Genomic DNA, 25832 nt, shown 5'->3' with positions numbered 1-25832 from the left:
CTGTAATACTTAGTGGCTAAAGAAACTGAAGCTCATGCGAACTGTCACACCAGATACTTCTTTAAAATTTGAAAAATAAGCTCTTCATATCTAAAGAAAGGACATAATATACATTTCAAACAAAAAGGTCAATTAATAAGAATTAAGGATGAGAAATATAGAACTGAACCAGTATTGCTGCACTGTTCTAGCACCCCCTAATCGACATGAATAACGAGATATTAATGCATTTACGTGCCCTGAAAAAAACCAAAAAGGATGTCTCTCTTCACGACCCCATCGGTCAAGATAAGGAAGGAAACGAAATCAGCCTGATTGATGTCTTAAAATCAGAAAACGAAGACGTCATTGACACCATCCAGCTCAACATGGAACTTGAAAAGGTCAAAGAGTACATTGACATTTTAGATGGCCGAGAAAAGGAAGTCATCGTCGGGCGGTTTGGACTAGATTTGAAAAAGGAAAAAACGCAACGAGAAATTGCAAAGGAGCTTGGAATTTCAAGAAGTTATGTGTCACGGATTGAGAAACGGGCACTGATGAAGATGTTTCATGAGTTTTATCGGGCGGAGAAGGAGAAACGGAAGCGGGATAAGGGGAAGTGATGAGATAAAAAAGGTAAAGATAAACGATAAGAACATCGCCTAACAGTTCTTAAGTATGAATTAATTTAAAACATAACAGTATGAAAAGGGGCAAGAATCATCTGCAGCCCCTTTTCATTTATTCAGCTAGAATACGATTTTAAAAACAAAAAATATAACTAAAGTGGTAAAGATTTGGCTTCCAATAAAAATCACATACCCTTTGCGCACTTGTTTATGTTGAAGAAATTCACTTTGCTTACGAAAAATAAGTTGTTTTTTTTCTTCAAAATGTTTAATCAAAAGATATTCTGTAGCAACACATGTAAAGTTTGCAAGAAACAAGAAAATGATTGTTAAATATAATCCGTTTTCTTCACCAATAAAGGAACGGGAAAATAATATCATTGTTATACCTAAAAAATATAAGAAAAATAAAACTTCTTAAGATCATTCATTATACCTCTATTCCTTTTCACTTTTTCATATTACTTACAAAGCGTGCTTCCTAAAAAATATGCAGTAGATATGACAGCCCACCTGTAATTCCAAGAGCCAGCATGAATTAATCCAATAGCACCTAATACGTTACTACATGTAATAATTCCTTTCACACTAATTTCGCTATTAGTATCCTTATTTATCAATGGAGAGAGTTCATTAGAAACTTTTGTTGTAAAATCTGCTAACACTTCGTCTCTAACAATTAGTTCATTAATTTTTTAACCTAAGATACCAGTTGAGAAGATGTTATGGGATAGTCTTGCTTGGCAAGTTCTTTTTCTAAAGTCTTTTTCTCTACAACTTTAATTGTTTTTTCCCACTAACGTTAGTGTACGTATATAAATACTTTATAATTACTTCCGCAGCTTTGAAGTCTTTATCTTCCCATAAATCATTAACTAACTTTATTGAAATATATTCTGTGCTTTTATTGGGCTCGAAAAAGCAGTTAATACAATCAGCAAACTTAAACAACAAAGCAAAAACTTTCTACTAATTTATAAATATCCCTAATTTTGTATTTAATTGTAAATAAATTACACTTTATCATAATTACCAACACTATTACAATACAAAATTATACTCTTTAGGAGTTTCTCAAATAATATGACTAGTGAACCTTATAATCTATATTCTATTTAAATTGATTATCTGTCGATAGAAACTTTTTTACTAAATATAGTTAAGTCAATACTCACACTTAGCAAATTAACAAACAAGTTAGATAAATATGAAAAAACATAGTTTTATTTTATACTTTGGGTTTTTATTGTTAAACCACGCACTTCCTTTAACTCTCCAGCTCAGACACTATCAATAATTGATACCCTTATTTTTCAGAAAAGGAATAAGAAAGGAAGAGAATTATTCAAAGAAACATTCCTAGAGATTTGTGATTTTTATGATTTAACCCATGCACTTGAAATGCCTGTCAAACACAATCTATTTCCTTGCTGAAAAATGAATTCTCACATAAATAAAGAAAACAAAAAAGGATGTCTCTCTTCGAAATTTCATTAATTGATGTCTTAAAATCAGAAAAGGAATTTGAAAAAGGAAAAAACGTAACGAGAAATTGCAAAGGAGCTTGGAATTTCAAGAAGGAATGTGTCGCAGATTGAGAAACGTGCGTTGATGAGGATGTTTCATGAATTTTATCGGGCGGAGAAGCGGAAAAAGAAGCGGGACAAGGAGAAGTAAGTTGAGAACTTTAAGTATGACAATTTTCTTTTTCGTCTAGATATCGAAAACAGGCCACATAAGCCCTGTTTTATTTTACAATTATCCGTTCTTTTTTTGCCTCTAACTATTTTTCGAAGAATGATAGTTATTCTGATTAGTTTCTTCCAATTTAGAGTTTGTATCTGACTATTAGATACTGCATATATACCTGCACCAAGCAACATAATGGGAACAAATTAAATAATCTTTCTATTACTCATAAAGATACTCCCTTTTTTGAATATCATTTTGGGTTTTCAATGTCATTCTGTAGCATTCAGCAGCTTTCTTGAAGTCCTATTTTTTCAAAATTTCACCTACACCCAGGTCTTGACCTTGCAAACCGCACAAGCATTTCAATCCACGCACTCATGTAGAGTGCAACTTCTTCTTCGCTAATTTCTTTAAAAGTCATTGTATTTCAATCCACGCACTCATGTAGAGTGCGACACGAACGACGGACACTTTACCATTGATCCATCAAAATTTCAATCCACGCACTCATGTAGAGTGCGACCGCTGAAAACCCGACGTCATTCGATCCAATTCAGTATTTCAATCCACGCACTCATGTAGAGTGCGACCATACGGTGTATAGCTTTGTAGTAATACTGCGAAAATTTCAATCCACGCACTCATGTAGAGTGCGACATTAGACTCCTGTTTTACTTCCTCATATGTTTGATTATTTCAATCCACGCACTCATGTAGAGTGCGACGACAGCCTATATGATTATTGCTTTGGACTAACAATTTCAATCCACGCACTCATGTAGAGTGCGACCGTCTGATAATGTGCGGTCATAAGCATCAATTAGAATTTCAATCCACGCACTCATGTAGAGTGCGACTAGGATAGCTTACGGGCAACCAATACAACGTACTATTTCAATCCACGCACTCATGTAGAGTGCGACTTCTACAAGCTCTTCTAAGTAATCGTGGAACCAAGATTTCAATCCACGCACTCATGTAGAGTGCGACTATTTTACGCATAAATGATCTTTCATCTTTAAAATTTCAATCCACGCACTCATGTAGAGTGCGACTGCCGATCAGTGAGGACCAGGTAAACACATTAACAATTTCAATCCACGCACTCATGTAGAGTGCGACTTCATCTGATAAAAAAATAGATGACTTGTTACAAATTTCAATCCACGCACTCATGTAGAGTGCGACGACAACTGGCGAGATATTTGTTTTGATACATCTATTTCAATCCACGCACTCATGTAGAGTGCGACGCGTTAGGGTCTCTATCCCAAGCTAATCCTGTAAAATTTCAATCCACGCACTCATGTAGAGTGCGACGATTTTGCCATTGCGATCAGTGAGGATGGATTTAATTTCAATCCACGCACTCATGTAGAGTGCGACACTATGTATTCCAAGTCATTGGTGCAATGGGTAATATTTCAATCCACGCACTCATGTAGAGTGCGACTTTCTAATTCTCGGCGAATTAATGCCATTTCTAATTTCAATCCACGCACTCATGTAGAGTGCGACGGCGATTTTCAATGAAAAAATAAATAAAATAACAATTGTTATTGAAAATCATATTTAAAAAGATCATTTTACTCACAAAAGTATACATAATTGAAATATTTAGAGATAGAATTTGTCGAAAAATCTTTCATTTTAGGTGCGAATGCTCCGGGGAATTCATGTGCACCTCACATTCGCACCTAAAAAATAAAAGGATCTTCTACAAAAATTGTTTCCTTTGCGCCAACTTGTTCTACTTTTTTTCGATATTGGTTGCCTATTTGATAAAATCTGATGCTATCTTTTTCTTCATCGATGACTTGTAACAACTGAATCTTCAATGTAGCAAACTGCGTAGAATCCACAATACATTCAAAGACAGAATGTTGTACTCTTTGACCATAATTCTGGCAAATTTTCGATACTTTTCTAAGTCTTCTTTGGCCATCTTTGTCTATTGTACTGACATCATACGTAATCACAACCATCATATGAAAATATCCCCTACTTCCAAAGTAATGGTGGGTATTCATCTAAATCATTTCGCAAGAATCTAGCGAGAAGGAGTGCTTGTGCATGCGGGACTAGTCCCCATGAAATTTTTTCCCCTAAAAAAGGATGCTTGATTTTATCTTGTTTACGATTTTGCCATGCAGTTAAAAATGTTTTGCGGCCTTCGTCTGTCATGATGACTGCACCATTTTCTTTTTTAACAAAGTCGGATGGCGAGATCATTTTCTTATTCACCATTGTTAGGACAAATTTATCAGCATATACCCCTCGCAGTTCCTCCATCACATCTAAAGCGAGTGATATTCGTCCAGGACGATCTCTATGAAGGAAGCCTACATAAGCGTCTAGCCCAACTCCTTCTAATGCTGCTACATCATTAGCCAGTAATGTATAAGCAAATGAGAGCATAGCATTTACCGGATCAAGCGGCGGTCTCCTAGACCGAGAATAGAAAAAGAATGATTCTTTTTGCTGAAGAATCATTTCATCGAACACTCGATAGTATGCGGAAGCAGCCTGTCCTTCTAAGCCCCTTAATCTATCTAAATCTGACTCCACTCTCACATCAGCTAAAATATCTGAAAGGTGCTGGGACGTTTGCTTAAATAGCGGGACGTTTATTCTCAGTGGATAGTCTCTTGTCATTCGTTCAATCATCCATTTATGATTGTATATCTTACCAAAAATAAAATTCCTTGCAACTTGAACCGATAAATCTTGATGATCAGACATTCGATATTGTTTTTTTCTTAAGGTGACATTTCCTCTACTTTTCCCTGTGACTCGCGCCAAAAAACGTCCACTCTTTGTTAAAAACAATAGAAATATGATGCTCCGCACAATAACCCATTAAAGCAGGGCTGATGCCTCTATATCCAAAAGAAACAATTCCCTCGATATTATGAAGAGGAAGTCGGCCCACTTTGACTTGATCCTTGAGCAAAACAATATTCTCGCCATCTAAAGCTAAATATACTTCAGGTTGGGTAATAAATATTGTGTTTAACAGCTTCCTCATTCACCCATCGCCCTCTCAAGATACTGTTTGACTGTTCTTTTGTTCATCAAACTGGGTAAACATATATGTTGAAGAGAGCAATTCTTACAAAAGGTTCCTGTTTTCACTTTTGGCGTATGGCGTCTTTCGAAATAACTCATCATCTCTGCTACCACAGCTTTGATTTTTATTCTATTTTCGGCCGTAATTGGCACTTCAATTCTCTGTTTGATTTCATGATAAAAAATGAATCCAGACTGAATATCACAAAGAAGCATTTCTTCTAAACAGATGGCCTGCGCAGTGAGTTGAAGAATATCTGCATCATTCAGTTTTGGCTTCCCTCGTTTATACTCGACAGGGTAAACAAGGTAGTTGCCTTCTAATTTAGGAATATAGATGCCTTTTGTATGTGAAATAAATTCAACGACGTCACAAATCCCACTTATTTTTAGCTCGTGAGATACAATTGGCATTCCTCTGACAATCAATTTATCTTTTCTTTTTTCTCTCACAAATGGATTATCTGCTTTTTGATGAAGATGCTGCCCTTCAATGGTTTTCACATTTTCTGCCCATTGTTGTTCAATATGAATAAGCGCCCATTGCCTTTTGCAAAACTGAAAATGTTGAATACCTGACAGCATCAGGTATTCTTCTTCTCTATTATTTCCCATCAAGTACCTGATATTGTAGACCTTCTAATTCTGACACACTGAATTGGTAGTCTTTTTCAAATGACTTTGGTTCACCATGTAATGGCTCTATATGAATCAAACGATGCACTTTGGCTGATGAATATTGCCCCATCTTTGATTGATGCTCCCACCAAATGACTTTGTTTACTTCCATACTGCCTTCAGGGCGTGCAGATGATGCATCATTCTCAAATAAGGTACAAAGTGCTTCTTTTATGTTCTGTGCATCTTTTTCTGTAAAACCTGTTTTCTCAGCTAATTGTGTGTTGATACTCCCATAAAAAACATAAACACCGTGTTCCACTCGATGTTTCATTCCCATCGTATCAGAACCCTTTTTCTCACCAGGTTCGCTGTTTACACTCTTCGTGATCTGCATGCTCGTTAAATCTATCGGAACAACGCTTGTCGCTGTATGGATTGAGACAGGTCCCCTCACTCCAACAGAAACACCTCCACCCTTCACTTTAAAAGCAAAGACTTGACCAAAACTACGTACATCTGTCCATTTCTCGCATGCCAGTCTCGCAACCTCATCTGTAGAAGTTTTTTTATCCTTGAGGAGTTTTCCAACATCAGGATCTGCTTCAGCCCGCTCTCTTAAACTGCCAAATTCATCTGCCTTCCGGTCATTTGATTGGACAAAAATAGATTCTCCCATATCTAATAAACGATTTCTGATTTTTCGTTTGATGGCTACATCAGAAATTTCTCCATACCCTTCGTGGTTTTGTCTTGGGCGGTTTCCGTTGAGTGGGTCTCCGTTTGGATTTGCTTTATGGACAGATAATACAACTGCAAAATCAATTTTTTTGTTTAAAGTGGTCATCGTTTACTCCCCTTTTTCGTCAGATCCATTCATTTCTGTCTGTTCTTTTTTCTGATAAAGTTCGTGTCGTTGACTTGAAAAACCTAAAATATATTTCCCTGATAATGGCTTATTTGTATAGTCATCCATTGCAAAAGAAGAAAGAACCTCATCCATTACTTTTTCCAAGTACATGCCCCTTGTCCCAAGTTTCACTCGGTAAGGCTGCAATGCTGTGTATATTGTTGTCCACGTGCGCTCTGGATGTCTTGAAAACGCATTCATGTAACGGATCGCATTTGTTGCTCTTTGTTCATCATGTCCAAGAGCACGTCGCTCTAGCACATCTGCAATGGCAAGTAATCGTCCAAACAGATAGCTGCGATCTGTATTCGTTTGATCTAAAGCCACTTCCATTCCCTCCTCTATATTGACTAATGCACATGCAACACCTAGCGTTTTTTCCCATTCCCATGTTTTCATCGCGACAGGGTTAGAAGCACGCTGGAATGCAAGATTGACAATATCTTTTGGTATGTTCTGATTCTTTTGATCTCCAACCATATAAGGGACTAGACGACTCACCACCTCTTTGACCATTTGTTCCTTCACTTGAGGACCGTACATAGCAAAGGCAATATCCTTCGGTGTTGGGGTGCCTATATACGTTTTCCCCTCTGCATATCGCTGTCTCCAGCAACACGACACATACCATTGATTTAACCTGTTTAAATATAAGTCTTTGTCCATGTTGATATAATAGAGTACAGCAAGCCTACCCGTTGTAGCCGAATCTAAAATCAAAATATGAATATCTCTTTTTTTCAGACGAAGATCATGCTCATAACCAGCTAGCGCTTTACCTACTTCTTTTGCATACTCTCTTGCAGTAAAACTCTCTTTTTTTACAGGAAAATCTTCAAATGAATAAGGGTCATCAAGAGGCGAAGGTGTATGTAATCGGTCATGGTGCCAAACTAGAAATACTCTTTGGTCTATTGTTTTGCCTTGATATTGAATTAGCCATTTTAACGCATTGTGCGCTTTTTGCGATACTTCATAGCTAATACTGGCCACTTGCTGACTTTTATCAAAGCGTCCTCTAAATGTGAAACCACTTGTATCGTTTGATGATATAAGCTTCGCCTTATCTCCTGCATGACGTATTTTATTTGCATGTCGTTCTGTTTTGGGAATGACTTCCCCTTTCACAAAACAGACATCTTTTTCATTTAATAAAGTGTTATAAAATTGAACGAACGATTCATAGATCTCTGTATCTTTCCATATTTGACGGCTCACGTCATGGAATGAATGAACATCAAACCGTATAAAAGCACTAAGCTGATCACCTGCTAAAACAGAAAAAATTTGTGGTTTATTTTCACCATACTTTTGATCCCACTTTTCTATCAATTGCTGATTTTCATCGACATGAAGAATACCTTCATTCACCAAGTCTCGGATAAGTGTTTTCTGTTTCACATATGTTAAAATACTATTTAATTTAGGATGAGCATGAGAGGAATTAACCCATGATTCTAAATTTTCGATATATTGATGGAAATGATCTTTCCTCTTTCCACCATATGCCTCATAATCTCCTGCGACATACATGAGCTTGTCATGTAGTGGATATGGGGCAACAACACTACCAGCACGACTAGCAGAGGCTTCCGTGCAAGGAATGACAGTCACTGCATCTTCCTTGTTCGTAACTGTAGCTGAATGGAATGATCCGTCTTCTGTCACTAGTACTTCAATATGTGCTGTTTGTGTTGTATGCGAAATCGGTAGAAGTGTAAAGGTTTTGGATTTATCTCCGTAAAATCTTTCTTCTATTTTTCCAATTCGGTCGAGATTCTCTTGGTACGTTTCATACAAATTCAAAAGCCAACTCATGAGCCCATTTCCCCTTTAATTTGAGTGAGCAACTCTTCTACGCTTTCGATCTGATTCTGTTCGAATGGTTTGACATCCATTTCTTTTACTTGTCTCACTTGCTGGCATTCTTCTGGTCGTATAAATTCAATAAGTCCATCTTTCATGACAGGATTCCATAATCGCACCTCTAAATGCCGACCACCTGTTTCATCAGGATAATTCAGCCCATGAACCATCGTCCCAAAATGAATGTCACCATACTCGTCATAATAGCCTGTCCCTTCACCGAATTCACACGGTTCTACATAGGCTTGGCACTCCCTTGTACCTAGAAAAATATCCCGCCTACCCCCAACATGAAGCGCACGCTTTAATATGTTGTGGTGCTTATGTTCATTACGATCAAACGCCAAGTCAGGTCGATGTAAATTAAATTCAAAATGAGCTTGCACCTGATATTCTACATCTTGCAAATATGTATAGTGCGCAAGCGTATTTCCACCACCGTACTCAATTGGACGAACCCCTTTTGATTCCATTTTAATCGGTTTCAAGACCCTTATTTTGTCAACCACCATCAGTAGTGTAGGTTTCCAATAAATCGATTCTACAATTCCCTTTAGCGCCTGATATGTGGGGATATGATATGAGTATTTTTCACCTCCCATTTTCGTTAAAGGGTCAGTAAACAGTGCATAATCCCCATATAATCGGAATGAAATTGAATTCCTCATTCCATCACCTCCTAATACGACTACTTTTCCACAAAATACTGTATCATTATCTCTTAAAAATGTAAATATATCCTATTTTAAAATATTGCTGATTCCATCGTACTATCATTCTCTATATTTAGACCAAAATGTTCTTGATCGTACGCACCTTCTGTCAAACAAAAGATTTGACCTTCCCAATAACTTTGAAGGCCTCCCTGCCTCATTAATTCATCTTTTTGATAAGGAAAGATATTAATGGAGTATCGTTGAGCCTCATTGAGCAACTGCGTTATATTGGTCGGGTTTGCACCATTCAGTTCCGCAATGATCGCTTTCCCTTTTTCTTGATATGGAACGATTACACTTGTCGTTAACTGGTCAATTACTTGAAAATGATCACTTGCGGTTTTATAACTGTTAGGGAGACAAAGGGGCAACTTTTCATCATGTTTAAATGTATAGGCAGCATGGTAACCGTCATGTCCATTCTTTGGTGCAGTTATTAGTTCCATCATACTTTTTTCAAGAGCTTTAATTGGGTAATCTAGCTTCGTCTCAAACTGTAAATAAAAGTGTCTGAAATAGTAGCTCATGGCTTCCCTAGAAAGAAGGTGCCCGCCATAAGCAGAGGTATCCATTTGTAAGTCTTTTAACATGCGTTTGACAATTTGACTTCCAATTTGTATTTCGCGTAAATGTGTCAGCTTTTCCTCTTGATGATCAATGATGTATACAAGCCCTTTTTCCCTCTCTCCATGCCGATTACAGCGCCCTGCCGCTTGTGCAATAGAATCGAGACCTGCTAAAGAACGAATGACACATTGAAAACTTATGTCCACCCCTGCTTCAATTAATTGGGTGCTCACACAGATAACGGGTTCTTGGTTTCTTAAGTGGGAATTCACTTTTCTTAACATATCTTGACGATGTGCGGCACACATCGATGTACTTAAATGATAGACAGGTAAGTTTAATGCTTGTAAACGTTCAAACAGGCTTTTGACAACTGATTTTGTATTTAAAATAACTAACACACTTTTCACACGTTGGAATTGTTTTTGAACAAATGCTTGCAATTGATCATGATCAAACGATTCTTGTGTCGCACAATCGAAGATTTCCACTCGGCGAAATGCTTCGATTACTTCGTCAATTGACTGAATCATTTCAGCATTTTGTTTCAAATTCAATTGTCTCTTTACAACGTGCAAAGCTGGTTGCGTGGCTGTACAAAGAACAACACTGCACTTTGCTTTTTCTTTAAGAAAATTTACTGTTTCATTGAATAGAGACACACAAGGTGTGGGAATCTTTTGTACCTCGTCAAAAATCACGATAGATTCAGCTATTTGATGCAATCTTCTCGTATTGCGATTACCCTTTGCATAAAAGACATTTAAAAACTGTACCATTGTCGTTAAAATAATCGGCGAATCCCAGTTGTCTTTCGCTAATTTTAAGTGATAGTTACGATTGAGAGCTGATTCATCCAGTTCTTCTTGATCTTCAGCAACACCATCTACACTCTCAACGACATTAGAATGGTGTTCTAAAATATGTCGATCATCCTGTAACACTTTTCTTAACTCAGCTGCATTTTGTTCAATAATTGTTGTATACGGAACAACATAAATAATTTTCTTTTTACCATTATAAAGTGCATGTTCAAGCCCATAACGGAGACTAGCTAGCGTCTTTCCACCACCAGTAGGAATCGAAAGTGTATAAATGTCTGAAGGGTGTTTCGCACGTTCTGCACACTGTAACGACATGTCTTTTCTCAGTTGATTGATTGGATGACTCGTTGATTGAAACGTATCCAAATGGGACAACAGCCTTTGATGAAACGTTTTAAATAACTGGTCTATTTGAACAGGTTTAACCGTTTGCCGATTCTCTTCAAAAAGACGAGAATTGGTACGATCTGCATCAATCAATGTACTGAAAACAAATTTGGATAAATAAAACGATTGTTCATAAATAGACCGCTTTGAAGATAGAACATATTGTTTCAATTCATTTACTGCTTTTTGAACATATGAACGAAAAGTCACTTCATCCATCACCTGTTCATAAAATCGCTTTGTGATCAAAGGCAACTCTTTTAGTTCTGGCTTATCTTTATCTCTGACTCTCGTTAAAAAAGGTGACTCCGCTTTGTGATTTAAAAAATCTTGCAAATCTGAATGGTGGGAAATAATCGAATTAGAAACAATTTCCACCAAAAGAGTATAATAGCGATCATTTGGTGAACCATGAAACATCTCGTACAGTAAACGTCCACCTGCAGTTGAATGATCGACACTCCCTCTTTGCGGAGGTTGGTCAGGGCACGCTATCGCTTCACGAATATAGAACTGAAACGCTTCAGAATATTTTCCTAAATCATGAAGAACTCCTGCCAATCCAGCCAAATGGCGAACGCCAAGCTTATCTCCAAACATTTCACATAATGTCTTCACTTCTAATAAATGATCTGAAACGGTTTGAATAGCACCGTCTTCTTTTCTCACATGTGCGATATAGTCCATCGTTGACTCCTTGATTGATTTTTGTTTGTATACTTCATGAAGAGTACGACTTTCATCATAACTTCAAAAAAATTTATCACAGGCAGATTTCAATCCACGCACTCATGTAGAGTGCGACGATTGGCGAGATCAACTGGAATGCCCTTACAGGAATTTCAATCCACGCACTCATGTAGAGTGCGACAAAATTAAATGAACAAGTTAACAATGTACTAGATATTTCAATCCACGCACTCATGTAGAGTGCGACTGCGATTATTCTGTAAATTATACCAATTATATCATCATTTGTATGATCATTCCTTAAAAAATTACAATTCGTTATGAAATAATGAATGAAATGCTAAAATATGGATGTTTTTTGTCGAAAAAGATGGTGCGAATCTCCCAGGGTTTTCATGTTCACCTGGGGTTCGCACCACTATCTTCATTTATCATATATAGAAAGGTTAAAGCCTTTCTTATTTGTATGGTTACGAGGTCTCCAGAGCCATCATTCTTGATGAAGCCTCTCAAATACAGTCTTTTTTCTTTTTAGATAAAATGAATTCTCACATAAATGTGTCTTATTTTACGAGTCATCATCTCTAATTGCTTAATAGAAGGTAAACATACATACTTTATGAAATCAGAATCAGTCGTCCATTTACACCTATACAAACAGATACAATTATACAACTTAGTAGCCTATTTGGAGTAATTATATTAAAAATTTTTTAAGATTTTGCTTATAAAAAGCTAATTGCGTTTATCGAGCAGTAACACAAAATTGGAAAAGTTTAATGATTCATGATATGAATCGGTGTACCTAAAGCGACTTCTGCCGCTTCCATTGTCATTTCTGCAAGTGTTGGATGGGCATGAATTGTCCTAGCTATATCATCTGCCGTCATACCTGTTTCAACGGCTAAGCCCAATTCCGAAATGATATCTGATGCATTTGCACCAACAACTTGTGCTCCGAGCAGGAGCCCATCTTCTTTACGTGTTACAAGCTGAACAAACCCGTCAGTGCTGTCAAGTGTCAAAGCTCGCCCATTTCCTGAATACGGAAATTTTGCAGTTACTATTTCAATTCCTTTCTCTTTCGCTTGCTGTTCATTATAACCAACAGTTGCAAGCTCTGGATCAGAGAATACAACTGCCGGGATGCTGATATAATCAATTTCCGATGAATGTCCGGCAATTGCCTCAGCCGCAATTTTTGCTTCATAGAATGCTTTATGTGCTAATTGCACACCTGGCACCACATCACCGATTGCATAAATATTAGGTGCATTCGTGCGGCATTGCTTATCAATGGCAATCAAACCACGGTCTGTCAATGTTACACCTGCTTGTTCTAGGCCTATTCCATCTGTATTCGGGCGACGTCCTACCATCACAAACACATAATCAGCATCCATTTTCTTTTCTTCTCCATTTACCTCAAACGTGACTGTAACACCAATTGATGTTTCTTCTACACTTTTTGCTACTGCATGAGTATAGAATTCTACTCCTTTTTTGCCCATATTCTTTTTAACGATAGCTGACATTTGTTTTTCAAAACCCATGCCTAAAATGTCATCCGCTCCCTCTACTATCGTTACTTGAGTTCCAAAGTTTGCGTATGCACCGCCAATTTCAATTCCAATCACGCCACCCCCAATGACAATGATTTTTTGGGGAATGTCATTTAAACTGAGAGCACCTGTTGAATTGAGAACACGCTTTGAATATTTAAATGAAGGCAATTCAATTGAACGCGATCCTGTTGCAATAATGGCATTTTTAAAGTTATAAGTTTGAACACCTTTTTCACCTTTTACACGTAATGAATGACTGTCTACAAAGGATGCCTCACCACGTACAATCGTCACTTTGTTTCCTTTTAACAGCATTTCAACACCGCCAGTTAACTGTTTCACGATATTGGCTTTCCACTTTTGTACTTTTGAAAAATCGACCTTTACATGATCTACGTTAATTCCATATTTCCCTGAATTTTTAGCCGTTTCATAGCGATGACCTGCAGTTATTAATGCCTTCGAAGGAATACATCCGACATGACAACATACACCACCTAAATACTCCTTTTCAATAATGGTCACTCTTTGCCCTAGTTGAGCAGCGCGGATTGCTGCAACATACCCTCCAGGCCCTGCACCAATAATGATCGTATCTGTTTCTATTGGGAAATCTCTCATATCCATTTACTTGCACCTCCAAGAATTTTCATGCTTCTTCATCAGTCTAGAATTGCTGGTTTCATTCACGTTAAATATATTTGAGAATGATCGTTCTAATAAAGTGAAAAAAATTTGATTTACTTTTCAAGCATTTTTATGGATCGTTCAGCGATTCGATAAAGTTTTTCTTTAGGAACTGACGTTTTCACCATGACCCTTATTCCAACTAAAACATTGTGCAAGTATTCAGCAAGTTCCTCGGCATCACATTCAGAAGTAAATTCACCATTGGTTTGCCCAGTCGTGATAATCTCCATCAGCATATGTTCTATTTTTTTAAGGCTTTCCATCGTTTTAGCATGAACTTCTCTATCACTTGTTGCTAATTCAACAGCAGAATTAACAAATAAGCAACCTGCTGGGGAATCTTCTTCTCCTTGAATAAAGTAGTCAAAGATCAATTGCAGAGCCTCTCTGGATTTTTTAGCATATTTTATTCTTGCTTGTAAACTTGTATAAATGAGATAGCCAAATCGATCCATTACTTGCAAATACAGCGTGTGTTTGTCTCCAAATGTGTCATACAAACTTCTACGATGAATGCCCATATGATCAACCAAATCAGTCATGGATGTTTTTTCATAACCCTTTTCCCAAAATAATCTCATCGCTTTGTCTAATACTACTTTTTCATCAAACTCTTTACTTCTCGCCATGTCAGTTCCCTCCTGAAATCAATATATCATATTGAGAATGATCAGTAAAGAATGGGTGGATGATCAGTATGAGTATCTATTTTTGGTGAAAATAGGTATTCATTTCTCAATTTCGCAACTCTAAATAGAGTATAGCTACATAAAGTCGAAGCGTATGGCTGTGATCCTAGTATTTTAATTCACGCACTTATGTAGAGTGCGACTTTTTCGGTGAAGCTGTACAAGCAAGCCGCACAATTTCAATCCACGCACTCATGTAGAGTGCGACTAATACGGATGTCTACAGGTTGGTTGATTATTTATTTCAATCCACGCACTCATGTAGAGTGCGACTTTTTTGTCAGTTTCAACTGCCTTTGATTCACTATATTTCAATCCACGCACTCATGTAGAGTGCGACAACTTCCCCAAGACCGCTATTCCTAAACCAAACCATTTCAATCCACGCACTCATGTAGAGTGCGACAAAAGAACATTTAATTAATTGTATTGGCTAACAATTTCAATCCACGCACTCATGTAGAGTGCGACCTACTGGTAAAGCAAAGGCAGCAGCACCCAAGATTATTTCAATCCACGCACTCATGTAGAGTGCGACACCACTCACGACTCAATTGTCTTACGTAGACCAAAATTTCAATCCACGCACTCATGTAGAGTGCGACCGTTACATCCAAGTTTTTAGCCCAATGTTTAGATTTCAATCCACGCACTCATGTAGAGTGCGACCAAAGACGGCACCAGGAGGCAGCTATCCAGTAAATTTCAATCCACGCACTCATGTAGAGTGCGACAGTATACCGAAAAACATCCTACAATTAAGGATGGTATTTCAATCCACGCACTCATGTAGAGTGCGACAAAGTATCATGACTTGGATGGATTGATTGACTATATTTCAATCCACGCACTCATGTAGAGTGCGACTGCGTTTTTCTTTTAAAAAAACGTAAAATAAGGCATTTTTCAAACAAAAAAACAATTCTATCGTGTTTTTTTAGTAAAAATTGATAGAATGGCAAACGATTTTGTCGAAAAAACATTAATATTTGGTGCGAATCCCCCAGGGAAATCATGTGTACCTGACATTCGCACTCAAAAAAATGTAATGAATGGTTCTTTCAAATGATGAATTCCTTTGCACCAACATGCTCTACTTTTTTGTGGCATTGATTACCGACTTGATCAATCCTTGTCCTTACCCATTACGTCTATTAACTGAATCTTCAACACCGCAAATTGGGTTGAACAATGCATTCAAATACAGAGTGTTGTATACCCTTGTCAGTCATTTTGACAGATTTTTGGTACTTTGCGTAGCCTTCTTTGAACGACACTATCTGTCGTACTCACATCATACTACAACACCGCTATTTCCACAAAAATGTTTTTCGTCTCTCGTCCGTCATCACAACTGCTCCGTTTTCTATACAAAATCAAATAGTGAGACCATTTTCTTATTAACCAACATATGCGTCTATTCCCACATCTTCTCATGCAGAGGTAACATCATTTGCTCATAACGTATGAGTGAACGAGAGCATGGCATTTACTCGATCTAGCAAAAGTCTCCTTGAGCGAGAAAGAAAAGTGAATGCTTCCTTTTGTTGAAGAACCAACTCATCTAGGTAAATGACAGCCTTGCATTTCTTGAAATTTCCATCCACCAAAACTAGTTGACATTGCAAATACATCCTTTCCATGTATCACTTATTTATCTCCTCCTTTAGCTTTTTATACAATCATTCAAGATGATCAATACAATCATCACTAAGTCATAGCACAAATGGTCATAAAAAAAGTTTACTCTCTCCATTTCAATGCTTAAAACCAAACTGCTGTCACAAAAAAGACATCCCTAGGGATGTCTCTGCCTATTTCATTGAGTCGTTATTTGTTACATCTTTTAATCAGTCGACAGCAAGGGTTCTTTAGATCGCTACCACAATCGTATTCTTCAACATAGCATTCATTTATCACAGAGTGGGTAACGGGGTAGTAGTTTTCTATTCTTTTAATATTTTTATTCACATTGGTAATGTGAGTTGGATGAATACGTCTTACAGTACGTACATTTGTTGTCGTATTGACAATGTTTTTTGTCGGTAAAACGATCGTCTCAACCTCTTCATTATTTCCTCTACGAGAACCAAAGAAAAAATTGTCTAATCTGTTGCGGCTCATATAATACACCCCTTCAACAGTTTTGACTTACACTTCAGCATATGCAAAAGATAAAAGATTGTCTTAGATAAATCACTACTTTTAAAAAAATCCACGTAAACACTATTTTTTTTAAGCAAATCGAATGAAAGAGGATTTACATGAGGAAAATTTTCACATAAAATATGGATATCCATTTGATACGACAGTAGAAACGAGGCAAAAATGAACAAGAACAATATCATTCTATCTGTTTTAGCAGTCGTGATTATTTTAGTAGCACTTCCACCACTTTCTCCCATTTTCTTTACAAATGCATCCGAAAAGGGAGCCATTAGGCATGAAATTTATCAGAGCGGCTATCCATACCAAAGCTATTTTGCCATTCTTCAAAAAAGAGACGCTAACCCAGTAGATGGCCAGCTTTATTATATTGTGTGGAATGCTTGGAAAAGTGAAACCGGTATGACACCTTTTTTATGCTATTCAAAAAAAGGAAAGAAGAGTAAATACAAAGTTAGCTGTGGTACTGCGCCATAAAAAAAGATCGTCCTTTAAGAAAGGAAGGGTTCGTTCTTTGGAGGCGGTAGCTTCCAAAGAACTGATGATGGTGAATTTTCACCACGTTATGTGACTTTTAACCATTCTTCAATGAGGTGATAACTATGACTGAAACAACGATACAATCTGTTCAGCGAAACAATCTAGATGTAGCACTTGAATTAACACAATGGCATCTTGAAAAGTATGGAGTTCATCATGAAGACCAGATTGCCCAGACTTACGCAAAATATTTTGCACTGATGGAAGTTTTAGAAACTGCGGATTATGATCAATTATTAGAGTTTCTCCCTAACGAAATAAAGCAGAAATTAGTCTAATCTAAAAGAACCATCTCTTCTATCAGTAGATGGTTCTTCTCCTTCACATGAGATAGTTCTCAGTGTCTCTTCATTAAACACGTGCTGCCATGTCTGTTTCAATTTGCTCCAAGCTTCTCCCTTTTGTTTCTACAAGTACAAAACGTGTGAAGAGTAAGCCTAGGATACAAATAAAGCCAAAGGCAGAGAAGATCACACCTAAGCTAAATTGATCGGCAAGGATTGGGAAAACGAGACCAACCGCAAGTGAGCCGGTCCAGTTGAAGGCAGATGAAATACCAGCTCCGATCCCGCGGACAGAAAGTGGGAATATCTCTCCAACAATAATCCAAGTAATGGGTGCCCAAGAAAAAGCATAGCAAAGGATAAAGCAACAAAGAGCGATCAATGTGACCCAGTTTAGCACGACCTCACTCATTCCAATTGCTCCGAGAATAGCTGGTGCAAAGAATGATAGTGCCATCCCTGTGCCTCCAACCGTCAATATTTGACGACGATCAAATCGATCAACAAATTGTAAGAAGATCACAGTCGTGACAACAAAGATCACCCCAACAATAACCGTAAATCCGGCAGCTACCTGTGGTGCTAATCCAACATTTCGGGCAATGCTCGTTGCATAATATACAATTGAGTTTGCTCCTTGAATTTGTTGAAGTGTTGCCATTCCAACTCCAATGATTAGTGCCATGCGGAATTTCTTCTGGAACAATTGGCGAATACCTGATTGCTCTTGCTTTGCGACTTCTTCAATCTCTAGCATTTCAGCATCCACTTCATCTTTTGATTGGCGAAGGGACGATAATACTTCCCGCGCTTTATTGGCCATACCATGTTTCACTAAATAACGAGGTGATTCAGGAAGCTTCAGCATACCAATGTATAAGACGATGGCAAAAAGAGCGGCACTACCTAACATGAAGCGCCAGCTATTCGGAATAGGTTCAAACACGAATGCGACGATATAACTTAACAATAATCCACTGACAATCATTAACTGATTGAGACCAGATAGTTTGCCTCTGACTTTTGCTGGAGCAATTTCAGACATGTAAGCAGGCACTAAGGATGATGCAGTCCCAACCGCTGTTCCTAAAAAGACGCGGGCAATTGTCAATGTGATTTCTTCTGGTGCAATCGCGGAACCTATCGCACCAACAAAGAAAATCACAGAGGAAACCAAAATTAATTTTCGACGACCAAACTTATCACCTAATAAACCACTTAAAATGGAGCCGATAATCGCCCCACCCATCAATGAGGATACAACAATCCCAAGCCATAAAGGACTAAGCTGAAATTCTTGTTGAATGTGCCCTTCAGCCCCCGCAATAATACCAATGTCGTAGCCAAATAATATCCCTGCAAAGGAACCGAAGAAGAAGATGAATTTACTCGATACTTTACTCACAATCATATCCCTCCTAATTTTTCGTATTCGATCTTTTTAAAACGCTTACATAGTATGAATAAATGATCCTCCTCTCAAGAAGAAAAGAGGAGTGACGCATTCATTATTTCACCACAACGTATTCCAAGTTCACAAGCTTAGCATAGCTGACGATTTGATTGGTTGTTAGATTCAGTGAAACCACTGTATGATGGCCACCACCATGCTCAATCCAAGCACCCACTCCATCCTTAAAGTTTGGCTTCATACGCCAAAGCACACGTGCTACTGGTAGGTTGGGTGCTGGAACTGCTGGTTCAAATGCTGATATTTCATTGATCAGGAGCTTAAAATGAGTACCAAAGTCAGCCATTGATACGACCACACCATCACCTGCTTTCCCATCAAATACTAATCGAGCAGGATCTTCCCGATGACCAATTCCAAGTGGAGCTACAACAATGGTTGGTTTGTTGCTCGCTAAAGTTGGATCGACTTCTAGCATATGTGATTGAAGAGCCGCTTCCTTTCCAGCAGCTAACTCATAGGTGTAATCCTCCATGAAGGCTGTTGATTGATTACGGCTCATTACTTTCAATAAACGGTCTAGTGCTGCTGTTTTCCAGTCTCCCTCTCCAGCAAAACCATACCCTTGTGCCATTAACCTTTGAACAGCAAGCCCTGGAAGCTGTTTCATCCCGTATAAATCCTCGAAATTCGTTGTGAATGCGCTGTATCCGCCATCATCAAGGAATCGTTTGATCGCAATTTCATAGCTTGCTTGAACTTTTACACTCGCTTCCCACTCCTCCTTCCGATATGTACCGTAATCAAATTCATACAGATTTGCATATTCTCCAAATAAGGCATCAATTTCTTCTTCCTTTACCTCATCTACATATTGGACAAGATCCCCTATTCCGAAATAATCGACAGTCCAGCCAAATTGGATTTGTGCTTCAACCTTATCTCCCTCGGTCACTGCAACATTGCGCATATTATCACCAAAGCGAGCAACCTTGATATTGAAGCTCTCATTATATGCAACTGCTACATCCATCCAATCAGCGATTTGCTGCTTGACGTCTTGATTTTTCCAGTAGCCTACGATGATTTTGTTTTGTTTTTTGAGGCGGGCATTGATAAAACCATATTCACGATCTCCATGGGCTGATTGGTTAATATTCATGAAATCCATATCAATTGTGTCCCAAGGAATACTTTCGTTAAATTGTGTCACGAAATGCAGAAGCGGTTTTTGTAATAATTTCGTTCCCTGAATCCACATTTTTGCTGGTGAGAATGTATGCATCCATGTCATCACACCTGCTACTTCGTCACGATAATTGACTTCTTTCATGATGCGTGTAATTTGATCCGCACTTACCGCTAAATCTTGTAATATGACCGGATACGGTAAAATACCGCTTTCATTTAATGCATCGGTCATCGTTTGTGCATGTGCTCTTACTTTCGCTAGCGCTTCGTCTCCATATAAATGCTGTGATCCTACAACAAACCAAAACTCTCTTTTCTTAAATATTGACATAGATATCCCCTTTTCTTCATTTGATCGAATCTATGATTTTTGACCGTAATACGCATTTTTTCCATGCTTTCGTAAATAGTGTTTATCTAAAATCCGTTGTGGCAATGGCTGAGCATATTCATTTAATCCTTTTGCAAATAAATTCATTTTTGCGACTTCATCTAGCACTACACTATTCATGACTGCCGATTTCGCATCTTTCCCCCAAGTAAAAGGCCCATGACCTTGTAGTAAAATGCCCGGGATCGCTAAAATATCTAGCCCTCTTTTTTCAAATGTTTCAATGATGAGCTTACCTGTTTCAATCTCGTAGCCTCGATCAATTTCTTCTTGTGATAAGAATCGCGCGCATGGAACATCCCCATAAAAAGTGTCTGCATGTGTCGTTCCCATTGCTGGTAGGTCTAGACCTGCTTGTGCCCATGTCGTTGCCCATGTAGAATGCGTGTGTACAATACCACCGATTTCGGGATAATGTTGATAAAGGACAGCGTGTGTTGCCGTATCTGATGAAGGACTCAACGTTCCTTCAACGACATGTCCGTCTAGATCAACAACCACCATGTCCCTCGCTTTCAAGGTGTCATAATCAATCCCACTAGGTTTGATGACAAATAAACCACTCTTTCGATCTATTGCACTAGCATTTCCCCATGTGTATTTCACAAGCCCATATTTCGGTAAATCAAGATTTGCTTGAAAGACCTCTTCCTTCAAGTGCTCTAACACAACAATTCCTCCCCTCTATCCGGTATAAGATGATCGACAGCCGCCTGCTGAATGTTTAAACCTTCTTTATAGCGTTTGAGAAATACTTCAAAGCCTTCTACATCCATGCGATCAGGGTAAATGTCCTCGCGTTCTATCGTTAGAAACACCTTATTGTCGAGAAAATCTACTAAGCTTTCTTTTTGATTGTTCATGAGATAAGATGCAAGAACTGCCATCCCCCATGCGCCGCCTTCCCCTGCCGTAGGCATGATCGAAACAGGCGTGTTCATGGCTGCCGCTACTATCTTTTGACCAACAATGGGTGTTTTAAATAAACCGCCATGGCCTAATAACCGCTCAATGGTTACTTGTTCATTTTTTGTTAAAATATCCATACCTATTTTCAAAGCACCAAACGCAGTAAAGAGATGTGTGCGCATGAAATTCGCTAGATTAAACTGACTTTCAACCGACCGCACAAAAAGCGGTCTCCCTTCTTTCAACCCTGTGATATTTTCCCCTGAATAATAACCGTAACTAAGCAAACCACCACCATCAGCATCCGCTTCAAGTGCTTTATTTAACATCACCTCAAATAACGCTGTTGTTTCGATCTTTTGTCCCATTGCTTCAGCAAACTCACGGAATAGCCCGATCCAGGCATTGAGATCACTTGTACAGTTATTGGCATGTACCATTGCTACTTGATTTCCATCAGGTGTCGTGACCACATCAACTTCCGGATAGACATTGGTCAGTTCTTTTTCCAAAACAACCATAGCGAAAACAGAAGTTCCTACTGAAACATTTCCAGTCCGTTTTTTGACGCTATTCGTTGCGACCATACCAGTTCCAGCATCACCCTCTGGCGGACAAAACGGGATGCCTGGTTGTAAATTTCGAGATTGATCTAAAATGGTTGCTCCGATTTCCGTTAATGTGCCAGCCTGCTGTCCAGCAAGATAGACCTGGGGCAGAATTTTCCGAAGCTCCCAAGGGTAATCCTTCTCCTTTATGAGCTCCTCAAATCGGGTCAGCATTGATTCATTGTAATCTTGCGTTGATTCATCAATCGGAAACATGCCTGACGCATCTCCAATACCAATCGCTTGTTTACCAGAAAGTAGCCAGTGCATGTAACCTGACAAAGTGGTGATAAAATCAAGCCTGAATAAGTGCTTCTCTTCATTTATCACCGCCTGATATAAGTGAGCAATACTCCACCGTTCAGGAATATGAAATTGAAATGCCTGTGTTAATTCCTTTGCCGCAGCACTTGTCGTGGCATTACGCCATGTTCTAAACGGTACAAGCAGTTCACCTGTTTGATCAAAGGCCATGTATCCATGCATCATCGCAGATATTCCGATGGAGCCAATGGTTCGAATGGTGACCCCATACTTCCGTTCAACCTCTTGCTTCATTTCACGATAAGCTGTTTGTAAACCAGTGATCATATCGACTAAGTTATACGTCCAAATTCCATTCTGTAAAATATTTTCCCATTCATAGCTTCCAGTTGCTATCGTTTGGAATTGGCGATCAATGAGCACTGCTTTAATGCGTGTAGAACCAAATTCAATTCCTAATGAAGTTTCTCCCGTCAGGATTGCTTTTTTCATATTTTCACGATTCATTTTCCTACTTACCCCCACTCTGATAGCGGTTTCAAATCTTTAAATCAAAAGAGTTTTCTTTCACTCACTTAAATATATTCACAACCACAATATAATATTTGTACGTACATAAGTCAACAATAAAATAAAATGTGCATACATAAATGAGTGAATATTTTTGTGTGTTTATGTCAAACACTTGATACTTAACGCTTCAGAAAACAGGTTCATTTTTGTATCCAAGCAAAGCATGATAAAATATGTCCATACAATTCAAATGAGTTGATGAGAAGGCGAACAACTAAGAAAGAAGTGAGGTCAATGAAAAAAAAATATCAGATCATCATTGATGATATAAAAAGCAAAATTCTTTCAGGAGATTATAACGCTGGCGACCGAATCCCTACTGAATCCACCATGCAAGACATGTATCAAGTCAGCAGACATACTGTTCGCAAGGCTATTTTAGAATTATCGAGCGAAGGATTCCTTAGAAGTGAAAAGGGTTCTGGTACATATGTAAGTAATCAATATCAATCTAAATCTATGGGTCATTCCCACATGAAAACAATCGGTGTCATGACGACCTACATATCTGATTATATTTTCCCTTCGATCATTCGAGGAATAGAAGGAAGATTAAACGAGGAGAACTATTCACTATTATTAGCTAGTACAAATAATGATGTCGAACAAGAAAAAAAAGCATTAGAAATGATGTTGTCGTTTGGCGTAGACGGTTTAATTGTGGAACCTACAAAAAGTAATTTATATAATCCCAATATCGCTTACTATCTTTCATTTAAAGAACAGGATGTCCCGCTTATCATGATTAACGCATATTATGAGGAATTGGACGTTCCATTCCTTTGTTTAGATGACGTACAATCAAGCTACCTTGCAACAAAAGAATTAATCTCTCATGGTCACACAAAAATCGGACTCATATCTAAAACTGATGATTTACAAGGGAAATATCGAATGAAGGGATATATCAAAGCACTCGGCGAAGCCAAACTACGCTTTCTTCCAGAGCATGTTCTGTTCTTTGATACGGAATCGAAGCTCAACCTATATGCGGACTTAAAGGCATTCCTCAGTGAAAATAAGAACGAGCTGACAGCCATTGTCTGCTATAATGACGAGGTTGGATTAGAAGTAGCAAATGTGTGCAGACAAATGGACGTCTCTATTCCAGACGAATTATCCATTATCGGTCAGGACAATTCTTATATTGCCCAAAAAAATGCTTATATCCAGCTAACGACATTGACTCATCCACAGGAACAGATGGGACGAGATGCAGCGGATTGGATGATTAAGAAAATACAAGGGAAAAAGGATTTACCAAACGAAACATACTATCAGCCAGTGTTGATGAAGGGTGAAACGGTGAAAAAACTAGAACCATAATCAATAAAAGCAACTCTTCATTAGAGTTGCTTTGGCTAACGATTATCAAGACTGAGTCACTTCCGCAAAAGCTTTAACACATTGGATAGTCATGAGTGGAACCAATGAATTAAAAACTAGCGTTTTATATCACATTCAATTACTTCTTCGCATTCACAGTAGGGACACAAAAACCATCTCCACATGCCTCTAAAGCATCTGTCGTTTCAGTAGAAGCCTTTTGTCGTGCTTCTTCTTCCTTCCAAGCTGTTTGAAGTGTGTTCAGAAAAACCTCAGTTGATTGTGCACCTTTGATCGCATATTTGTTATTAACTTTAAAGAAAGGCACTGCTGACACGCCTAGCTTGCTTGCCTCTGTCTCATTGGCACGTACGTCATCAGCAAATTCATCACTTTTTAATATGGCTTCTACTTCTTCAGTGTTTAAACCTACTTTCTCAGCGATGTCAATCAGTGTTTGGTGATCGCCTAAATGCTTAGCATCGGTAAAATATGCTTTAAACAGTTCAAGTATCAGTGATTCGCCCTTTCCTTGGCTAGTGGCGAACTGCGCCAGTCTATGTGCGTCAAAAGTATTCGTCAAAACCAATGGATCAAATTGAAAATCGATCCCGTTTTTTTCTCCTACCTCTTTCAGTTGATCATTCATTGCAATTGCTTTGCTTCTGCTCATTCCATATTTTCTAACGAGCATATCGTGAACGTCATAATCTACATTCTTTGGAGCGTTTGGATCAAGCTCAAAGCTCTTAAAAACAATCTCTACTTCATCTTTATGATCAAATTGATCAAGGGCTGCTTCTAGTTGTTGTTTGCCAATATAACAAAAAGGACAAGCAAAATCAGACCAAATTTGCACTTCCATTGTCGTCTTCCTCTCATTTATACTCAGCTTTTCACAATTGAATCATCGCTGTTGTAACAATTATAGTTACATCTATTCTGAAGTGTCAAGCATTATGAACAATAATGTATAAGTAGCTGGAAAAAAGGAGGATCAGCTTTACAGTGTTCGCAAGAAATTGAACACATCATAAGCGATTCTATTAGGAGGGTATTGTGTCAGAAGGTTTCGATACTTCGCAACAACGCCTTTGTGAAAGCTTGCCGATCCGTCAAATGATCTTCAATCAGCTAATCGAATTCAAGCATCCGTTTTTGGTTCACATGAAACTCTATTGGGTTCGCTTATCCATTTTATCCACCTTGCAATTTCGCGATCAACATACAACAAAAGCAGGAGCCTCTGTATCTATATATGATATAAGATCACAC

Annotated in this window: 18 protein-coding genes, 3 pseudogenes and 2 CRISPR repeat arrays; of the genes and pseudogenes, 5 read left to right on the top strand and 16 right to left on the bottom strand. The window is 38.2% G+C overall.

Features of this window, described 5'->3' with window-relative positions:
* Positions 1–206: 206 nt before the first annotated feature.
* Together ACQKEZ_RS02385 and ACQKEZ_RS02380 are read left to right on the top strand one after the other, a co-directional pair.
* Positions 207–605 (top strand): annotated as a pseudogene (locus tag ACQKEZ_RS02385) (sigma-70 family RNA polymerase sigma factor); the annotation flags it as partial.
* A gap of 1527 nt (positions 606–2132) precedes the next feature.
* Positions 2133–2288 (top strand): annotated as a pseudogene (locus ACQKEZ_RS02380) (sigma factor-like helix-turn-helix DNA-binding protein); the annotation flags it as partial.
* 374 nt (positions 2289–2662) lie between these two features.
* Positions 2663–3821: direct repeats of the CRISPR family, unit length 32 nt; unit sequence ATTTCAATCCACGCACTCATGTAGAGTGCGAC.
* A gap of 179 nt (positions 3822–4000) precedes the next feature.
* Here ACQKEZ_RS02380 and cas2 read toward each other — a convergent pair.
* The 11 genes and pseudogenes from cas2 to ACQKEZ_RS02325 all read right to left on the bottom strand — a co-directional run bounded on the left by cas2 (position 4001) and on the right by ACQKEZ_RS02325 (position 17018).
* Positions 4001–4291 carry a CRISPR-associated endonuclease Cas2 gene (gene cas2 / locus ACQKEZ_RS02375; RefSeq protein ID WP_427298466.1) on the bottom strand — a complete coding sequence of 97 codons (291 nt, stop codon included), beginning with the start codon at positions 4289–4291 and terminating at the stop codon, positions 4001–4003.
* A 13-nt stretch (positions 4292–4304) separates the two neighbouring features.
* Positions 4305–5331: pseudogene (gene cas1c, locus ACQKEZ_RS02370) on the bottom strand (type I-C CRISPR-associated endonuclease Cas1c).
* Positions 5328–5987 carry a CRISPR-associated protein Cas4 gene (gene cas4, locus ACQKEZ_RS02365; RefSeq protein WP_427298464.1) on the bottom strand — a complete coding sequence of 220 codons (660 nt, stop codon included), beginning with the start codon at positions 5985–5987 and terminating at the stop codon, positions 5328–5330. The pseudogene cas1c and the gene cas4 overlap by 4 nt, the downstream one beginning before the upstream one ends.
* The gene (cas7c, locus tag ACQKEZ_RS02360) at positions 5977–6837 is read right to left on the bottom strand and encodes a type I-C CRISPR-associated protein Cas7/Csd2 (RefSeq protein WP_427298462.1); all 861 of its coding nucleotides are present in this window, start codon (positions 6835–6837) and stop codon (positions 5977–5979) included. Before cas7c ends, cas4 begins: the two co-directional genes overlap by 11 nt.
* A gap of 3 nt (positions 6838–6840) precedes the next feature.
* The gene (gene cas8c / locus ACQKEZ_RS02355) at positions 6841–8718 is read right to left on the bottom strand and encodes a type I-C CRISPR-associated protein Cas8c/Csd1 (protein WP_427298460.1); all 1878 of its coding nucleotides are present in this window, start codon (positions 8716–8718) and stop codon (positions 6841–6843) included.
* Positions 8715–9434 (bottom strand): type I-C CRISPR-associated protein Cas5c, encoded by a 720-nt coding sequence (gene cas5c, locus ACQKEZ_RS02350; RefSeq protein ID WP_427298458.1) that lies wholly within the window; start codon positions 9432–9434, stop codon positions 8715–8717. Before cas5c ends, cas8c begins: the two co-directional genes overlap by 4 nt.
* Before the next feature lie 77 nt (positions 9435–9511).
* On the bottom strand, positions 9512–11947 hold the full coding sequence (gene cas3 / locus ACQKEZ_RS02345; RefSeq protein WP_427298456.1) for a CRISPR-associated helicase Cas3': 2436 nt from the start codon (positions 11945–11947) through the stop codon (positions 9512–9514).
* A 779-nt stretch (positions 11948–12726) separates the two neighbouring features.
* Positions 12727–14142, bottom strand: a complete 1416-nt coding sequence (gene lpdA, locus ACQKEZ_RS02340; protein WP_427298454.1) for a dihydrolipoyl dehydrogenase — start codon at positions 14140–14142, stop codon at positions 12727–12729.
* A 113-nt stretch (positions 14143–14255) separates the two neighbouring features.
* Positions 14256–14834 carry a TetR/AcrR family transcriptional regulator gene (locus tag ACQKEZ_RS02335; RefSeq protein ID WP_427298452.1) on the bottom strand — a complete coding sequence of 193 codons (579 nt, stop codon included), beginning with the start codon at positions 14832–14834 and terminating at the stop codon, positions 14256–14258.
* 171 nt (positions 14835–15005) lie between these two features.
* Positions 15006–15761: direct repeats of the CRISPR family, unit length 32 nt; unit sequence ATTTCAATCCACGCACTCATGTAGAGTGCGAC.
* Between the two features lie 590 nt (positions 15762–16351).
* On the bottom strand, positions 16352–16453 hold the full coding sequence (locus tag ACQKEZ_RS02330) for a CRISPR-associated endonuclease Cas1 (protein ID WP_427299288.1): 102 nt from the start codon (positions 16451–16453) through the stop codon (positions 16352–16354).
* 271 nt (positions 16454–16724) lie between these two features.
* Positions 16725–17018 (bottom strand): CotD family spore coat protein, encoded by a 294-nt coding sequence (locus ACQKEZ_RS02325; protein WP_427298450.1) that lies wholly within the window; start codon positions 17016–17018, stop codon positions 16725–16727.
* 204 nt (positions 17019–17222) lie between these two features.
* Between ACQKEZ_RS02325 and ACQKEZ_RS02320 the strand changes: the two genes are divergently transcribed.
* Positions 17223–17537 carry a hypothetical protein gene (locus ACQKEZ_RS02320; RefSeq protein ID WP_427298448.1) on the top strand — a complete coding sequence of 105 codons (315 nt, stop codon included), beginning with the start codon at positions 17223–17225 and terminating at the stop codon, positions 17535–17537.
* A 125-nt stretch (positions 17538–17662) separates the two neighbouring features.
* A complete protein-coding gene (locus ACQKEZ_RS02315; protein ID WP_427298447.1) occupies positions 17663–17878 on the top strand; it encodes a hypothetical protein in 216 nt (71 codons plus the stop codon).
* 73 nt (positions 17879–17951) lie between these two features.
* Here ACQKEZ_RS02315 and ACQKEZ_RS02310 read toward each other — a convergent pair whose 3' ends face one another.
* From ACQKEZ_RS02310 to ACQKEZ_RS02295, 4 genes are all read right to left on the bottom strand, one after another.
* Positions 17952–19292 carry a sugar porter family MFS transporter gene (locus ACQKEZ_RS02310; RefSeq protein WP_427299287.1) on the bottom strand — a complete coding sequence of 447 codons (1341 nt, stop codon included), beginning with the start codon at positions 19290–19292 and terminating at the stop codon, positions 17952–17954.
* A gap of 100 nt (positions 19293–19392) precedes the next feature.
* Positions 19393–20817: an L-arabinose isomerase gene (araA, locus tag ACQKEZ_RS02305; protein ID WP_427298445.1), complete on the bottom strand. Its 1425-nt coding sequence runs from the start codon at positions 20815–20817 to the stop codon at positions 19393–19395.
* 30 nt (positions 20818–20847) lie between these two features.
* Complete coding sequence (locus ACQKEZ_RS02300) at positions 20848–21546, bottom strand: L-ribulose-5-phosphate 4-epimerase (protein ID WP_427298444.1); 699 nt, start codon at positions 21544–21546, stop codon at positions 20848–20850.
* On the bottom strand, positions 21540–23165 hold the full coding sequence (locus ACQKEZ_RS02295; RefSeq protein WP_427298442.1) for a xylulokinase: 1626 nt from the start codon (positions 23163–23165) through the stop codon (positions 21540–21542). The genes ACQKEZ_RS02300 and ACQKEZ_RS02295 overlap by 7 nt, the downstream gene beginning before the upstream one ends.
* Before the next feature lie 300 nt (positions 23166–23465).
* Here ACQKEZ_RS02295 and ACQKEZ_RS02290 point away from each other — a divergent pair, with 300 nt between their 5' ends.
* Positions 23466–24557 (top strand): substrate-binding domain-containing protein, encoded by a 1092-nt coding sequence (locus tag ACQKEZ_RS02290; RefSeq protein ID WP_427298441.1) that lies wholly within the window; start codon positions 23466–23468, stop codon positions 24555–24557.
* Positions 24558–24696: 139 nt separating this feature from the next.
* Here the strand turns inward: ACQKEZ_RS02290 and ACQKEZ_RS02285 are convergent, their stop codons facing one another.
* Positions 24697–25443, bottom strand: coding sequence for a DsbA family oxidoreductase (locus tag ACQKEZ_RS02285; protein WP_427299286.1), 747 nt, complete (start codon positions 25441–25443; stop codon positions 24697–24699).
* Positions 25444–25832: the final 389 nt, after the last annotated feature.

Source organism: Bacillus sp. NPDC077027 (genome assembly GCF_050269555.1).
In the GTDB taxonomy this organism is placed as follows: domain Bacteria; phylum Bacillota; class Bacilli; order Bacillales; family Bacillaceae; genus Bacillus.
The sequence above is the reverse complement of the archived record's forward strand: the minus strand, read 5'-3'. Positions and strand labels throughout refer to the sequence as shown.

What these genes read in the sequence shown, in the direction of transcription:
- lpdA (WP_427298454.1), bottom strand. Translation starts at nt 14,142, where the DNA reads ATGGATATGAGAGATTTCCCAATAGAAACAGATACGATCATTATTGGT.
- ACQKEZ_RS02335 (WP_427298452.1), bottom strand. Translation starts at nt 14,834, where the DNA reads ATGGCGAGAAGTAAAGAGTTTGATGAAAAAGTAGTATTAGACAAAGCG.
- cas2 (WP_427298466.1), bottom strand. Translation starts at nt 4,291, where the DNA reads ATGATGGTTGTGATTACGTATGATGTCAGTACAATAGACAAAGATGGC.
- ACQKEZ_RS02320 (WP_427298448.1), top strand. Translation starts at nt 17,223, where the DNA reads ATGAACAAGAACAATATCATTCTATCTGTTTTAGCAGTCGTGATTATT.
- cas3 (WP_427298456.1), bottom strand. Translation starts at nt 11,947, where the DNA reads ATGGACTATATCGCACATGTGAGAAAAGAAGACGGTGCTATTCAAACC.
- cas8c (WP_427298460.1), bottom strand. Translation starts at nt 8,718, where the DNA reads ATGAGTTGGCTTTTGAATTTGTATGAAACGTACCAAGAGAATCTCGAC.
- ACQKEZ_RS02290 (WP_427298441.1), top strand. Translation starts at nt 23,466, where the DNA reads ATGAAAAAAAAATATCAGATCATCATTGATGATATAAAAAGCAAAATT.
- araA (WP_427298445.1), bottom strand. Translation starts at nt 20,817, where the DNA reads ATGTCAATATTTAAGAAAAGAGAGTTTTGGTTTGTTGTAGGATCACAG.
- cas5c (WP_427298458.1), bottom strand. Translation starts at nt 9,434, where the DNA reads ATGAGGAATTCAATTTCATTCCGATTATATGGGGATTATGCACTGTTT.
- cas7c (WP_427298462.1), bottom strand. Translation starts at nt 6,837, where the DNA reads ATGACCACTTTAAACAAAAAAATTGATTTTGCAGTTGTATTATCTGTC.
- cas4 (WP_427298464.1), bottom strand. Translation starts at nt 5,987, where the DNA reads ATGGGAAATAATAGAGAAGAAGAATACCTGATGCTGTCAGGTATTCAA.
- ACQKEZ_RS02295 (WP_427298442.1), bottom strand. Translation starts at nt 23,165, where the DNA reads ATGAATCGTGAAAATATGAAAAAAGCAATCCTGACGGGAGAAACTTCA.
- ACQKEZ_RS02325 (WP_427298450.1), bottom strand. Translation starts at nt 17,018, where the DNA reads ATGAGCCGCAACAGATTAGACAATTTTTTCTTTGGTTCTCGTAGAGGA.
- ACQKEZ_RS02315 (WP_427298447.1), top strand. Translation starts at nt 17,663, where the DNA reads ATGACTGAAACAACGATACAATCTGTTCAGCGAAACAATCTAGATGTA.